The organism is Bacillus sp. 2B09, from assembly GCF_003946835.1.
Taxonomy (GTDB): Bacteria; Bacillota; Bacilli; order Bacillales; family Bacillaceae; genus Bacillus; species Bacillus altitudinis.
The window spans coordinates 143,293-158,205 of record NZ_RPSG01000002.1 but is presented as its reverse complement, the minus strand read 5'-3'; the positions used below and the strand labels follow the sequence as shown (position 1 = coordinate 158,205).

13 protein-coding genes and 1 riboswitch are annotated in these 14,913 nt (G+C 42.9%); of the genes, 1 reads left to right on the top strand and 12 read right to left on the bottom strand.

The annotated features are described in order from the left end of the window. Positions 1–18: 18 nt before the first annotated feature. Both EBQ12_RS05725 and EBQ12_RS05720 read right to left on the bottom strand, forming a co-directional pair. Positions 19–1,137, bottom strand: a complete 1,119-nt coding sequence (locus tag EBQ12_RS05725) for a sugar ABC transporter substrate-binding protein (protein ID WP_007497873.1) — start codon at positions 1,135–1,137, stop codon at positions 19–21. A gap of 172 nt (positions 1,138–1,309) precedes the next feature. After that, positions 1,310–1,419: riboswitch (SAM riboswitch) on the bottom strand. A 117-nt stretch (positions 1,420–1,536) separates the two neighbouring features. Continuing rightward, positions 1,537–2,964, bottom strand: coding sequence for a DUF1565 domain-containing protein (locus tag EBQ12_RS05720; protein WP_125589333.1), 1,428 nt, complete (start codon positions 2,962–2,964; stop codon positions 1,537–1,539). Between the two features lie 359 nt (positions 2,965–3,323). Here EBQ12_RS05720 and EBQ12_RS05715 point away from each other — a divergent pair, with 359 nt between their 5' ends. Continuing rightward, on the top strand, positions 3,324–4,415 hold the full coding sequence (locus EBQ12_RS05715; protein WP_008345553.1) for a branched-chain amino acid aminotransferase: 1,092 nt from the start codon (positions 3,324–3,326) through the stop codon (positions 4,413–4,415). A 324-nt stretch (positions 4,416–4,739) separates the two neighbouring features. On the opposite strand, the gene EBQ12_RS05705 is transcribed toward EBQ12_RS05715, so the two are convergent. The 10 genes from EBQ12_RS05705 to gdhA form a co-directional block, all read right to left on the bottom strand. Further along, a complete protein-coding gene (locus EBQ12_RS05705) occupies positions 4,740–5,138 on the bottom strand; it encodes a hypothetical protein (RefSeq protein ID WP_025208200.1) in 399 nt (132 codons plus the stop codon). Positions 5,139–5,237: 99 nt separating this feature from the next. After that, on the bottom strand, positions 5,238–6,584 hold the full coding sequence (locus EBQ12_RS05700) for a 6-phospho-beta-glucosidase (RefSeq protein ID WP_125589331.1): 1,347 nt from the start codon (positions 6,582–6,584) through the stop codon (positions 5,238–5,240). Beyond that, the gene (locus tag EBQ12_RS05695) at positions 6,581–6,907 is read right to left on the bottom strand and encodes a PTS lactose/cellobiose transporter subunit IIA (protein WP_008345561.1); all 327 of its coding nucleotides are present in this window, start codon (positions 6,905–6,907) and stop codon (positions 6,581–6,583) included. The genes EBQ12_RS05700 and EBQ12_RS05695 overlap by 4 nt, the downstream gene beginning before the upstream one ends. Before the next feature lie 26 nt (positions 6,908–6,933). Next, a complete protein-coding gene (celB, locus tag EBQ12_RS05690) occupies positions 6,934–8,283 on the bottom strand; it encodes a PTS cellobiose transporter subunit IIC (RefSeq protein ID WP_007497888.1) in 1,350 nt (449 codons plus the stop codon). A 14-nt stretch (positions 8,284–8,297) separates the two neighbouring features. Next, positions 8,298–8,603, bottom strand: coding sequence for a PTS sugar transporter subunit IIB (locus EBQ12_RS05685; protein ID WP_007497889.1), 306 nt, complete (start codon positions 8,601–8,603; stop codon positions 8,298–8,300). A gap of 121 nt (positions 8,604–8,724) precedes the next feature. Next, entirely contained in the window at positions 8,725–10,668 is a 1,944-nt protein-coding gene (locus EBQ12_RS05680) for a BglG family transcription antiterminator (protein WP_125589329.1), read from the bottom strand. Between the two features lie 242 nt (positions 10,669–10,910). Then, the gene (locus tag EBQ12_RS05675) at positions 10,911–11,525 is read right to left on the bottom strand and encodes a class F sortase (RefSeq protein WP_017368312.1); all 615 of its coding nucleotides are present in this window, start codon (positions 11,523–11,525) and stop codon (positions 10,911–10,913) included. A 68-nt stretch (positions 11,526–11,593) separates the two neighbouring features. Then, a complete protein-coding gene (locus EBQ12_RS05670) occupies positions 11,594–12,976 on the bottom strand; it encodes a hypothetical protein (protein WP_052320538.1) in 1,383 nt (460 codons plus the stop codon). A 111-nt stretch (positions 12,977–13,087) separates the two neighbouring features. Beyond that, the gene (locus tag EBQ12_RS19505) at positions 13,088–13,201 is read right to left on the bottom strand and encodes a hypothetical protein (RefSeq protein ID WP_008345567.1); all 114 of its coding nucleotides are present in this window, start codon (positions 13,199–13,201) and stop codon (positions 13,088–13,090) included. 83 nt (positions 13,202–13,284) lie between these two features. Beyond that, positions 13,285–14,655, bottom strand: a complete 1,371-nt coding sequence (gdhA, locus tag EBQ12_RS05665) for an NADP-specific glutamate dehydrogenase (protein WP_125589327.1) — start codon at positions 14,653–14,655, stop codon at positions 13,285–13,287. Between the last annotated feature and the right edge of the window lie 258 nt (positions 14,656–14,913).

Sequence of the window (14,913 nt, the reverse complement as noted above, 5' to 3'; positions counted from 1 at the left end):
AAAGAGAGTGCACGTTGTTTATTTTGCATAATGCTTCTTCAAGGTCTTCATCCAGTCTTCTTCAAAAGCAGTCGATGATCCGAATCCTTTTACTTCATCTGCAAGATTGACCATATTGATGGCCTTTCCTGCATCCTGAAGCTGCTTTTGTGAAATGAGAGAGGCCTCAAGGTCATAGGAAGATGGCGTTTTCTCGCCAGCTAGTTTCTTCGCAAGAATCCTTACGTCGATTGCACCAATGAGCTTCGGATCGACAGCGGCAGTGTACTTCCAAGGACTGTCTTTCGCAGTCATTTCTTGCAGATCGGCATTAGACACATCAATACCGTATATTTTCACTTCGGTTCTTCCTGCTTCTTTTAAAGCTCTTGCGGCACCAATCGCAAATGCATCCCACGTGGCAAAAATCGCATCCAGTTTACCCTTTGGATATTTATTTAGCATAGCCGCAACCGCATTTTGTGTTTGAACTGATGTATCAGAGGCCGCAACGCCAAATCGGTCAAGTTCCTTGATTCCTGTATGCTGTTTGAGCGTTTCTTGGTACACCTTGTTTCGTCTCACCATTGGAGGGAATCCGTCTACCCAAAGATACGCAATATTTGCTTTCCCTTTAAAATCAGCCACGAGTGCATCTAATGATTTTTTCGCTAATTGCTCGTCATCTTGAGACGTCACTGTGACCCCTTTGATGTCCTTCAGCTTCGGATTTGAATCAAACGCCACAACTGGAATGCCTTTCGCTGTGATCTTCTTCACATCAGCGACTGTCGCCTCATCATCCCCATGAGAGATGATAAAGCCATCATAGTTTTCTTCTAGTGCTTGAGAAATAGCATCATGAAACTTCGCCGTATCACCATTTGCCGTGTAGACATCTACTGTAAAGCCTAGCGCTTCACCTTCTGCCTTCGTTCCTGCTAAAAACTGAGCAGTATGATCGTCCCCGCCAATTTTACGGATGACTTTAATTTTTGCTCCCTGTCCTTTTGCAAATCGCTTCGGGACATTGTCAAAGGAGACCTTTTCGTTTGCATTAGCCTTTGAGCCTGCGCTTGATCCCGTACCGCAACCAGATAATAGCACGGTCAGGACCGTCAATAATACAAGAGATGATGTCCAATATTTACGTTTCATTGCTGTTCCTCCTCAAGTTGTTTTATTTTTCACATCGGAAAACTAGGTAAAGAAGTGGAAATATGCCTGTGAACCCAGTCTTTTGATTCTAAAAAAAGAGATCAAAAAAGCCTCTCTTGATAAAGAGAGGCTTGATCACCGTTGCATGAAACATGTATCGGGAAGTCTTCCTCTCTTATCTGTCAAAGCTGTAACAGCTTTGCAGGAATTAGCACCAATTTCTTAAATAGAAACGGTTGCTGGGCGTCATAGGGCCAGTCCCTCTGCCTCTCTTGATAAGAGATCCGTTATGAAATTTGTTTTAGTTGAAATGTCTTCTTTACTTTAATGTGATGTCTCATCAATGTCAATGACTTTTTTGAAAATTTCTAAAATGATCATTTGCACCGAATGCCTTGTTTAACTGCCGATGATTTTCTTAGCAGGTGATGATGCCTTAAGACGGAAATCATATTTTTTCTCATTCACAAATTGGGGATTGAGGTGTGCTGATCCTTTATCTTGACCGCTTTTCGAGCGATACGTTTTGTAGCCTTCCAGCCATTTCCCGCGCCATACCCACTGTGAGGCTTTTGCACCTTTGCGGTCATCGTAGACATTCTTTTGGAATGTATTCTTCTTGTTCACTTCGTAGAGATTCACGACTAAGTAATGCGAAGCACTGGCTGTCATGATATTATTCGTGATTCGATTGTTCACCGATTGATATTGCATGAGCAATTGACCGCCTTCTAAGCCGGCTGTGTCATTTTTGTACAAAATGTTATGGGAGATGGTCGTGTTTGTGGTTCCGCCCCGCTTCTTGTCATAGCCGCCAATGGAGATGCCTGTATAACGATTTAAATATACTTGATTGTGCTCAATGCGAATGCGTTCGGCCATCTTCCCTTTATGTTCACTTGTGACCTCAATCCCAAGGTCATTATGATGGCTGATGTTATGATCAATCACGATGTCTTTCCCGCCATCCACATAGATTCCTCCTGCGGAGATGTCCTTGCCGTACGCTGGATTCCCAACACTCGTAATCTCATAAACTTTGTTTCTAGATACGACACCATTTCGCACTTGATCATACTTTTTAGAAGGTGCGACATTCTCAAAACCAATTAAATCAATCCCGATATTGTCCGTATGCCGGACTGTATTATGTGTCACACGGAATTTTTTAACGTTTCCGTTTAGCACAAGGGCTTCACTAAAACCCAGCTTTAACTTTTCCACAGTGTTTCCTTTGATTTCGATGTCTTCAATGGCTGCAGGTGCTTTCGTTCCATAGACCGCAATGCCATGAGCATTCCCATTTTGATGTGTCGTCTGAATGTCGTACACACGGTTGTTAAGCAGTTTGACGCCTTTGCCGCTTCCTGTGATGAATATACCGATGGGTGTCACATCTTCTTGATTCGTTTTAATATGACCGACTGTCAAACCTTTCAGGGTGATATAGCTTTTTTGGTCAAGCTTCACGAGACCTCCGTCTGCTTGATTTCCTTTAAGAGATGCTCCGCTAATGACAGGTTTCTCTTTTCCATACGCTTGAAAAACAACTGGTGCTTTCTTTGTTCCAGAATGGCGGACAATCAATCTCTCTTTGTATGTACCGCCTCTCATATAAACTGTTGTCCCAGCTTTCGCGATACTTGCCGCTTTTTTCAGCGTACGGAAAGGCTTTTGCTTTGTCCCTGGATGTTTGTCGTTCCCATTTGCTGCGACGTAATAGGCAGTACCTTGCTTCGCACCAGCCTCCTCCGTCATCGCTTGACAGCCAAAACTAATGGCGGTCATCAATAAAATCAATAAGGCGCCTGATATCATTCGTTTCATCTCGTTGTTTGCTCCCTTCCACTCTCTTCTACCTTTATCGGTTAAAAAAAAGAGGATTAAAATATGGCAATGCCCCTTGCAATGTACTAGTCAAAAGGTGTATGGTTGAAAGAATATCTTACAGGAAAATAAATCGCTTTTAAATTGTCAGATTAATCAGTTAATAATGAAATTGGATTTTATTTCTAAGGGGAAACTTCAGTAAAACCACGACAGAGAGGAGGAAAGCGCTTTAACAGATTTTTCTTGTCTGAATTCCAGAAAACCTATTGCTAATATTTTGTGAAGGTATAGAATAGAATCATAATTATTTCATATTATTAGAATTTTCAAATAATCAAACAGCAAGGAGATTTACGATGCCAAAACAACCCATCCGTGTTGAACTTAGTTCAACAAAAAAACCAAAACCTCAATCTGATCAACTTGAATTCGGAAAAATCTTCACAGACCACATGTTTGTGATGGATTATTCAATTGATAAAGGCTGGTATGATCCGAGAATTATTCCTTATCAGGCGATTCCAATGGACCCAGCTTCTATGGTTTATCATTATGGCCAATCTGTTTTTGAAGGCTTGAAGGCGTATGTGTCTGAGGATCAAAAGATTCTCTTATTCCGTCCCGAAAAAAATATGGAACGCTTAAACAGATCAAATGACCGCCTATGTATCCCGCAAATTGATACAGAAACGGTTTTAGAAGGCTTAAATGAACTCATTCGCATTGATAAGGATTGGGTACCTGATGCAGAGGGCACTTCTTTGTATATTCGACCATTCATTATTTCTACTGAGCCCTATTTAGGTGTTGCACCGTCAAGCACCTACAAGCTGATCATCATTTTATCTCCAGTAGGTTCTTATTATAAAGAAGGCATCCATCCGGTCAAAATTGCGGTGGAAAACGAATTTGTCCGCGCTGTTAAAGGCGGAACAGGAAATGCCAAAACAGCTGGAAACTATGCATCGAGCTTGAAAGCACAGCAAGTTGCTGAAACAAAAGGATTTTCACAAGTCCTGTGGCTTGATGGCATCGAGAAAAAGTACATTGAAGAAGTCGGCAGTATGAATATCTTCTTTAAAATCAACGGAGAAATCGTGACGCCTGAACTGAACGGCAGCATTTTAGAAGGGATCACACGGAATTCTGTGCTTGAGTTGTTAAAGCATTGGGAAATCCCTGTGACAGAACGTAAAATTTCAATTGATGAGTTAATTGAAGCACATCAGTCAGGTGAACTTGAAGAAATCTTCGGAACAGGAACGGCAGCCGTCATTTCTCCTGTCGGTGAATTAATTTATCACGATCAGCCATACGTCATTCAAAATGGTCAAACAGGCGAAGTATCGAAGAAATTGTACGAAGCGATTACTGGAATCCAAAAAGGAACTCAGCCAGATATCTTCGGCTGGACAGTAGAAGTCGATTCGGTCGTCAAGCAGGCATAAGCAAGCGAAAGAACCTTTCATTTGATGAAGGGTTCTTTTTTTGTTTCTTTATCTCCTTCACTACCTCATAATGGAAAATATGGATCTATTCCACACTTAAGGAGTGATGATATGTTTTTTACTTATTTACTAGCGTTCTTTGGGATTTGCATCGGATCAATCATCATCGCTACAGGTTTCGACGATTCACCGTTCTTCACCCGTTTTCTATTTAAGTTTCTCGGGATTTCTATCTTTGTTCTTTCCATTACTTTTGTAAAAGTGAGGCGAAAGAGGTTACGCAACAAAAAGGCGAAAAAGACTTAGATGTCAGTCAGCCTCTCATCAAATCGTGCACCAAAACAAGACCGATATCCCCACAATGGCCCCTGCATATATCCACTGTTTGCCTTTGATACTCCGCTTTCTCTCGATCAGTAAAAAGATCTCTGGTAAAAAGACGATGATGATTTCTAGGATAAAAACAAGATGATAAACTGGCGGCATCGGCTGGAAATCAAAGTCTCTTTCATCTCCACCGATGGTTGCGAAATACATTAACAGATTGGTTACTGGAATAGTAAAACAAACGAGCAGGCGGAGAACATACATCCACACATCCTGTCTATGCCGAATCAGACCAATAAACGAAGCGATGATTCCATACAAAAACAAAACCACTGTGCCGTAACTAAGTAGAGGTTGAACGATAAAGCCGTAAAGCATTAACCCAATTGCCACCATATTCTAACCGTCCTTTCTTTGAAGCAGTACATGTTGTTTTTTCTATCATACACTGCTTTCTCCGGTTTCCATATGAAAAAATCATAAAAAACGACCCCATTAAGGGGCCATTTTATTTAAAGCATTCACTGATTTGAAGAACTGCGGTAAATATTCACGGTGCGCTTCCAGCATTTCATCTAAGATTTGCTTTGCAATTTCATCAGATGGAACGAGTGGATTGATGGTCATGGCGACAAGAGCCGTCTCGTAATCTCCTGTCACAGCTGCTTCAGCTGCCACACGCTCGAAGGACTTGATTTGTTGAACGAGTCCTCTCACAGCCACAGGCAGATCACCTGTCGCGATTGGTTTCGGTCCGTCCTTTGTAATGATACAGTTCACTTCAACCGCTGATTCGGCCGGAATGCTGGCAATCGCTCCTCTGTTCACTGTGTTTACCGGTTGAATGTCATGTTTATCATTGTAGATGGAGCTGATCAAATTACATGCTGCATCGCTGTAATAAGCCCCGCCTCTTTTTTCGAGCTGCGGCGGTTTAATCGATAAATCTGGGTCTTTATATAACTCAAATAGTTCATGCTCGACTTGCTGCACAACCTCTGCTCTTGTTCCTTTTTCTTGAGCCGCTTTTTGTTCTTCCTCCAGCATATCTTTCGTTTTATAGTAATAACGATGATACGGACATGGGATGACCCCTAAGCCTTTGACGAAAGAAGGCTCCCAGTTTTTCGCTTCAATATTCCTCATGGACCACTGGCTATTTGGATTTCCTAATTCATCGAGTACTTGATCCATAATGCTGACCCCGTCTAAATACACATCTAAGCCATAGACCATGTGATTGAGGCCTGCAAATTGTACTTCAATGCGTTCGACATCGACATCCAGCGCTTTTGCAATGCCCATTTTGATTCCAATCGGCACATTGCATAGACCGACTACTTTTTTCAGATTCGTGTAGCGTAACACCGCCTCTGTGACCATGCCTGCTGGATTTGTAAAGTTCACCAGCCAGGCATCTGGGCAAAGCTCTTCCATATCCTTCACGATGTCTAGAATGACTGGAATGGTGCGTAGACCTTTAAATAACCCGCCTGGACCATTCGTTTCCTGTCCAATGACGCCATATTTAAGCGGGATTCTCTCATCCTTTGCTCTGGCTTCGAGCAGTCCTACACGGAATTGTGTCGTGACAAAGTCCGCATCTTTCAGAGCTGCCCGGCGGTCAAGGGTGAGGTGCACTTCAATCGGCAAACCCGCTTTTTCGACCATACGTTTTGCAAGGGCACCCACGATGTTCAACTTTTCCTGACCTGCTTCAATATCCACAAGCCATAATTCCTTTACAGGCAATTCTTGATATCGTTTAATAAACCCTTCGACGAGCTCAGGCGTATAGCTTGATCCTCCGCCTATTGTGACAATTTTGATTCCGTCTTTCATGAATTGACACCTCCGAATTGCTTCATTTTTTCATGGAGCTCAATGATTTCAGCTGCAAGCTCCTTGACGGTCATAGCGTTCATCAGATGATCCTGTGCATGAATCATCAAGAGACTGACGTCGGTTTTCTCTCCTCTGATTTCTCCCTGGATCAGCTCTGTCTGTGCGTGATGCGCCTCATTTAACGCGTCTTGTGCTTCCTGCAATTTTTGCTTCGCCTCATCAAAATTGCCTTGCTTTGCACATGTAATGGCCTCCATGGCCGAGCTTCTGCCATTACCACCGTGCAGGATGAGTTGAAACACAATTTGTTCCATTTCCATCGGCCGCATCCCCCTTGTTCCCTCTATTACATGCTGACGACATTTTCATCTGTTGATGCTTTTGCTTCAAGCTCATTTTCTTCTTTCAATTTCTGCTTATCCCACATTCTAAAGAATGGATAGTATAGCGCAAATGACAAGGCAAGGTTAATCAGCTGCATGACCGCGCCAGAAATTTTCCCGCCTGTTGCGAGATAGCCTGAAATGATTGGCGGCATTGTCCACGGGACAGCGATCCCTGCCGGTTTTGCTACAAGTCCTGTGCTCATTCCGATATATGTGGTGATGATCATCATAATTGGCGTAAGGATAAACGGAATGAGAAGCATTGGGTTCATCACAATCGGCATTCCAAAAATGATCGGTTCGTTGATGTTAAAGATGGCTGGCCCAATCGCAAGACGGCCAAGCTGTTTCATTTGTTTACTTCTCGCACGCAAGATCATGGTCAGTACCAAAGCAAGCGTCGCGCCGCTTCCGCCGACATTGATAAAGATTTCAAAGAACTGCGCTGTGAAAATATTCGGCAGCACTTCTCCTGCTTGGAAGGCAAGACGGTTTTCATCCATCGCACCGAGCCAAATCGGACCCATGACTCCTCCGACAATGGTGGCTCCGTGAATACCACATGCCCAGAGGAGCATTTGCACACCGATGGCAACGATACTTCCGCCTAAGCTTCCACCAAGAATGGATAGTGGTGTGCCGATTAAGACCGTGATGATATTATGAATACTCTCAAAAGGTGTCATCTCAATCAGAAGCCTAGCGACCCAGATCAGCGTGATGACCACAAAACCTGGAATAAGTGCGATAAACGATTTACTAACTGCTGGCGGTACACCATCAGGCATTTTGATGACGATATTCCGCTGTACAATAAAGCGGTAAATTTCGGTGGAAAGCATGGCAATAATCATGGCAACGAATAGCCCTTTACTGCCCATCAGTGTGACGGGAATACCGCCATTCACTAGGATAGCTTCTGTTGATCCTTCAGGTGTGAACGGTACTTGATAAGGTGTGGCTAGGAGGAAAGCTGCGACAGCAATTGCACCAGATGACAGTGCATCGACTGCATACTTTTCAGCTAACCTGTATGCGATCCCAAAGGTCGCAACAAGTGCCATAATGTCAAAGGTGGCATTCACAGGATAGGATAGTTTCGTGGCCCATTCGGCTCCGAAGACACTTGCCATAAAATCGCTGTATCCTGGAATCGGAAGGTTGGCTAAAATAAGAAACAGTGAACCGACGATAATGAGAGGCATGGTTAAAACAATTCCGTCACGCAATGCTTGTAAATGTCTTTGAGCGGCAATCTTCCCTGCAAACGGCATAACCTTCTCTTCTAGAAATCGGTTGAATCCATTCATCCCTTCCGCCCCCTTTATCCGTTCACTAACTGTTCAGCAGATTTTAAAACCTCAGCGCCATTACATACGCCATAATGCACGGTATTAATCACATCTACTGGAATTCCTTTGTCTTCTCCGAGTTTTTTCATTTGCGGTAATAAATAACGAACTTGAGGTCCTAATAAAAGCACATCGGCTTGATCAATATGATTTTTAGCAGCATCTCCAGATACTGCCCAAATACGATAGTCTTTTCCTTGTTCTTGTGCACTCTTCTCCATTTTTGTGACAAGTAAGCTTGTTGACATACCTGCTGCACAAACTAATAAAATGTTCATTGTAAACGCCCCCTTTTTGAAGTATGAAGCTTTTCTTTACACATTCATCATATTATGAAACCGCTTTCATAAACACCCATACTTTTTCCTTTAGGAAGCGGAAAAAGTTAATATCACACCATTAGTTCTTGTACGAAGGCGCTTTTTTATCCATGACATCCAGCATGTCTTCAAAGGTGTCACAGGTGATGAGGTGCTGAATAAATTTCACATGATGGACAAGCTCTCCAAGCAGACGGTACATGCCTTTTAAGTCTTTGGCGTTCTCCTTTTCGACACAAAGCAAGCACACAAATTGAACTTTTTTCTCTCCCCAAATGATCGGTTTTTCTAATGTACAGATCGCCCAAAACGTCTCTTCTGTCAGCGGGGTCATCGGATGCGGAATCGCTGTATAATGCCCAAATGAAGTCGGTGCAGACTCTTCTCTTTCCATCACAGATTGTGTAAGTTCTGCTGGCGCTAAGCCCATGTCAATGACCTTTTGCGTGAGAAAGTGTATGACCTCTTCCTTTGTTTGAAAGGCGCGTTTTGTAAAGACCAATTCCTTTTTCATATATTGCGTGGCTAATGTCACTCTTGTTTCACTTGTCAAAGCTTCTTCTATTTTTAAAAAATCACTGCCTCCTAAAATCGTGTTCACTTGAATGACCGGAATCGGTAAATCCATATGAATGGGAATGGTTGTAATAATTAAATCCAATGCATGTAAAGAGACATGCGGAAGCGAATAAAGCTCTGCTGTTCCTAAAATGGTCAGCTTTGACCCAAATTGTGACCGCAAACGATCTTGAAGTAGCCTTGCACTCCCTGCACCAGACGCACAGACAATCAGGCATCGCTTCGGTGGTATCTCCATTTTCCTGCGCTCTAAGGCCGCACCAAAATGAAGTGCCATATAGCCGATCTCATTTTCATGAATGGACAAACCTGTCTCTTCTTCAATGACCCTGCTCGCCACAATCCCTGCTTCAAAGGCAATTGGATAGCCCGCTTTGATCTCATCAAGCATTGGATTTCTTAAATTCATTCCATACTTACACCGATTGATCGCTGGTTTTAAGTGCAAACTGAGGCCAATCAGCAATTCCGCATCTCCCGCTAAATCCAGCTGCAATTTTTGATCAATGGCTTTCAGCATCAGCTGAACAAGACGGCTCGTGTCATCATCCACAATTTGTTTTTGACCGCCCGTTGAAAAAGACTGTACCATTTTGGCTGTTCCTAGCAAATGGATGGCGATATAAACGATTTCCTCTTGTGGAAATGAGACATCTAGCAGCCCTTCAAGACGCTCAACCATTTTTTTAGCTACCTTGTATTCTTTTGCCCTTGGGATTTCGTTGATTTCTTCAGGCAGCACAGATACATAGTTTCCGTGTCTAATCCGTTTACAGGCAATAGCAATATGAACAATTAAATTATTCATGCAAATGTCTGATAGATTCATTTTTTCCTCGTTGATATAATCAATCATGGTTCTCTGAATCAATTCCAGCTCATGTTTTGGCAAAATCGTAACCGCCGTGTTCAGCATGGTTTGATAGGAACGCCGTTCATTGAATAAATATTCTGACATGCAATAACGGATTTTCATCTCAGATCCTTTGATCCGGCAGCCTTTATTCGGCTTTGCTTCCAGCTTCAGATCAAAGGGTTCGAGCTTACGTTTGACCCATTTCATGTCATTACTCATCGTCGATTTACTAATAAACAGCTGCTCCTGTAAGTCTTCCAGCTTCACATATGATTCCGCTAGAAGCAGCTTTTTCAAAATAAATCGAACTCGTTCTTCTGGAAGAACAGCAAGCGGTTCTTCCTGTTCGACTTCTTCCTTCATAAAACGGCGAAAGGCATTCTCATCGTTGATCAACAGCTCATAGCCAGCGCCTCTAACAGCTGATACAGCTGCTTGATAAGGGGCTAGACGCTCATTCAGTTCCTTGATGTCTGTTCGGATGGTGCGGCTTGTCACTTGTAAACTGACAGAAAGCGCAGCGCTCGTGAGAGGAGTCTCAGCTGCCATCAGCTGACTTAAAATGTGCGCCAGTCTTTTACTCAGCATTAGGTCGGCCTCCTTCATTTAGGGTGGAGAATCTGCCTTGTTTGGACAGGTTGTATACGCTTACAGTTCTCTTCATTACTCATATTCTACTGAAAAGAAATAAAAATTGCCAACTCATTTATATGACAAACGCCCCTATTTATACAACCAACCATATCTAATGACCTATGAATCTTCTTCTAAGATGCTGTTGTGAAAATCATAAGAAAAAGGCGTTACACCTCCGTGTATCCGCCTTTTTCTTATGAGGAAATCAGTTGTGTAAAGACAACCAATCTTTTTTCATGTGTACCGGCTGCATGATCAAAAGTTCCCGTACATGTGATGAAATTGAGATTCCGTGTAAAGGCGTACCCGAAAAAAGCATTTGGTTTCTCTTCGCGCGGATAGCTTTTCACCTTGAGAACCTCAAAGGTTCGCTTTTCCCCTGACGAGGATGTCACAATGACTTTGTCTCCCTTTTTTAGCTCCTTTAATCGATAAAAAACAGCTGGACCCCATTTATTATCAACATGACCATTTATGACAGCATTCCCTTTATCACCAGGCTTCGGACCATCTTCAAACCAAGCCGTGTGATCTGTATTTTGCGGAACACCCATACTGCCATCCTTTGATAAAGTCGTTTTCTCCACTTTTGCTTGGACATCAATCGCTGGAATGGAGATGTCAGCGGGGACAATACCCGATGGCTCATCTTTTAACGTGTCGTGTGAATGAGATGGATTCTTGGCTTGTTTTGCTGTCATTGGCTCAGGAGATGATGCAGTTTCAGAGGATGACTTTTCATCTATTGATTGGGATGCGCAGCCCGTGATGATGAGAAGCGTAAGAATACTAAACAGCCATCTTTTCACGCAAGTCGACCTCCTTTTGAAGAAAGGAACGGCACGATTGTGCACGTTCCCTCTTGTCTTGATATTGTTTAATTTGATGGTTTACGGCGAATGAGGAAGAACGCCCCCACTGCACCTCCGGCTAAGATGAGACTTGCCATCATCCCAGCAAATGCTTCATATGACATACCTAATGGACCGGCTGTGCCTCCCATACCTGTTTTCGGCATCTCATTTGGCATGTTGGATTTGAATAATTCAGGATGCTGATCGACAATAGCTGATGCGACATCTTGACCAACCATGAACATATGGCCGTATGCTTCTCTGACAGTCGGGTACAGCTGATCATATTCGCCATTGTGATAAGACGTGTACGTTTTGATGAGCTCATCAATATGGGTTTTCAACCCGGCTTCTAAGTCAGCCGCCTTCAAGCGGCCATCTGTCGCTTGATCTAAAAATTTTGCTTGTTTCATACGGTAAGCATCTAAATCTTTGACAGCCTTCTCTTTTGCTTGCTCGTCTCCTGATGCATCCGCTTTAACATAATCAACTAAATATCCGATATGACTTGACCAGATCTTTTTAAATTGTTTTCCTGCATCTTTTCCATAAACAGAAGCGATCGCATCTGATAGATCATTCGTGTTTTCATTTAAGGCTGCTGCCGCTTGGTCAAAGTCCTTGCTGCCATCATTCCCTTTTTGCATAGCCACTACCGCGAGTGCCAAATGCTCTGAGAACAAGTAGTTTAAATCCTCACGAAGATCTGCGGCTGGAGTATCGACTGATTTTTGATCAAATTTCCCAGGAAATTGATCTGTAATCGCCCATGATACGCCTTTACCTACTTCAAACATATGATGAATGGATTTTCTGACCGTTTCATAGGTTGTATCAAAATCCTTCTCCGTGTAACTGTCAAAAGCTTTTAGCAGTTCATTGACGTGCATTTTTAAACCTTCTTCAAGTTCACTTGCTTTCAATCTTCCACCTGTTGCTTTATCAAGCATATCAGCTTGTTTCATGCGGTATTGATCAAGCTCTTTGACCGCTTTCTTTTTACCTGCTTCATCTTTTTTCGCTGTTGCTTGTACATAATCAACGAAGTAGCCGATATGGCTTGACCAAATCTCTTTAAATTGTTTCCCTGCTTTTTTTCCATACACAGAGGCGATCGCATCTGATAGATCATTCGTGTTTTCATTTAACGCTGCGGCTGCTTGATCAAAATCTTTACTGCCATCAATTCCCTTTTGCATCGTGATCACTGCTAAATAAGCATGTTCTGAGAACAGCTGATCAAGCGCTGCGCGAAGATCCGTTGCTTTATTTGACACCTCTTGTGATGATGACGACTTTTTTGCATCCCCATGCATATGTCCTTCGTGTGCACTTGCCATTTGAGCAGTTGGTAATAATAATGCTGCACTAAGCGGGATCGTTAAAAATGCTTTTTTCATTTTCATCTGTTTTGCCTCCTCTTTCCGTTTGTTATGTACTTAACGGAGAGAGAAGTGAAATGGATCATTCCCACAGCATATTTTTTTGTTTCATTCATTTCATAAAAAAAAGCCGGATTACCCGGCTGATACGTTACGACTTTTGGATGCTTTTCGTTCTTTGTATATTTTCCTCACCACTGGATAAATCACTGGTGCCCATTTGACAATTTGTTTCAGCCACTTTTTCATTTTCTCCCGCGCCTCCTTATTGTCATTCTTACAAGACGATTCCCGATCTTGTCATGAAATAAACAGGTGCGGGAGAGCAGGAGTTAAATAACGCCTTGTGCGATCATGGCATCTGCCACTTTGCGAAATCCTGCAATATTTGCGCCTACCATTAAGTTTCCAGAGTGTCCGTATTCTTCAGCTGTCTCGGTACACTGACGATAAATCGACTGCATCATTTGTTTCAACTGACCATCTACTTCTTCAAAAGTCCAAGACATTCTCGCACTGTTTTGCGCCATTTCTAACGCCGAAACACCCACTCCGCCAGCATTTGCCGCTTTTGCTGGTGCAAACAAAATATCATGTTGTTCAAATATTTTGACGGCCTCAAGTGTGGACGGCATATTGGCCCCTTCTCCTACAGCGATGACACCGTTTGCCACTAGCTGCTGTGCTTGCGACTCTGAAATTTCATTTTGGGTCGCACATGGCAGCGCAATGTCACAAGGGAGAGACCAAATTTGTTCGCAATCTTCAATCAATTCAGCATGCGGGTGAATGTCTATGTAGGCACTAATTCTCTGGTTATCGACTTCCTTCAGCTGCTTCACTGTCTCAAGTGAAATGCCTTGAGGGTCGTAAATGGCTCCGCTTGAATCACTACAAGCCACAACCTTTCCGCCTAATTCCAATACTTTTTCCATCGCATAAATCGATACATTTCCTGACCCAGATACAACAACAGATCGTCCTTCAAATTGCATTCCGTGGGCTTTTAACATTTCTTCCATAAAGTACACCAGTCCATAGCCGGTCGCTTCTTTTCTTGCTAAACTGCCTCCGAAGCCAGGGCTCTTTCCTGTCAGGACACCTGCTTCATACGCACCACGCATTTTTTTGTACTGGCCGAACATATAGCCGATTTCGCGTGCGCCTACCCCAATATCTCCTGCCGGTACATCTTGATCAGGTCCAATATAACGACTGAGTTCACTCATAAAGCTTTGAACAAAACGCATGATTTCTCCATCAGATTTCCCTTTAGGGTCAAAATCTGATCCACCTTTTCCTCCGCCGATCGGCAAACCTGTCAGTGCGTTTTTAAAGATTTGTTCAAATCCTAAAAACTTGATGATGCTTGCATTGACCGATGGGTGGAAACGAATGCCCCCCTTATAAGGACCGATGGCACTATTAAATTGAACCCTGAATCCTCTGTTCACCTGTACTTTGCCTTCATCGTCTACCCACGGTACACGAAACATCACAAGCCGCTCAGGCTCAATTAAGCGTTCTAAGATCCCCTGTTTTTCATACTCTGGGTGTTTTGCAAAAACCGGGACGAGGGATTCCAGAATTTCTTTCACGGCTTGTTGGAATTCCGCCTCACCTGGATTCCGTTTTTCTACATCCTCTAGCACACGGTGGATGTAGCTTTGTGCTGTTTGTGCTGCTCGATCTAAGGTCAACATGTCTCATCTGCCTCCTTGTCAATATCTCACTCTTTGGTTGTTAGATTTTCTAACGCATATTGAGATTAATTTAACACCATTTGTAAAAACTGATCAATATTGATAACAGATGAAAACGATGCCGAAATGAGATAGATCAAGCAGAATCACCTTCCGTCATGAAAATGACCCGCTCAAAGAATGACTATCGTGCTAGAAATGACGAACTGGACGTTCAACATCCCGCTTTCTTTGACACATTCATGAAACTTTCATTGT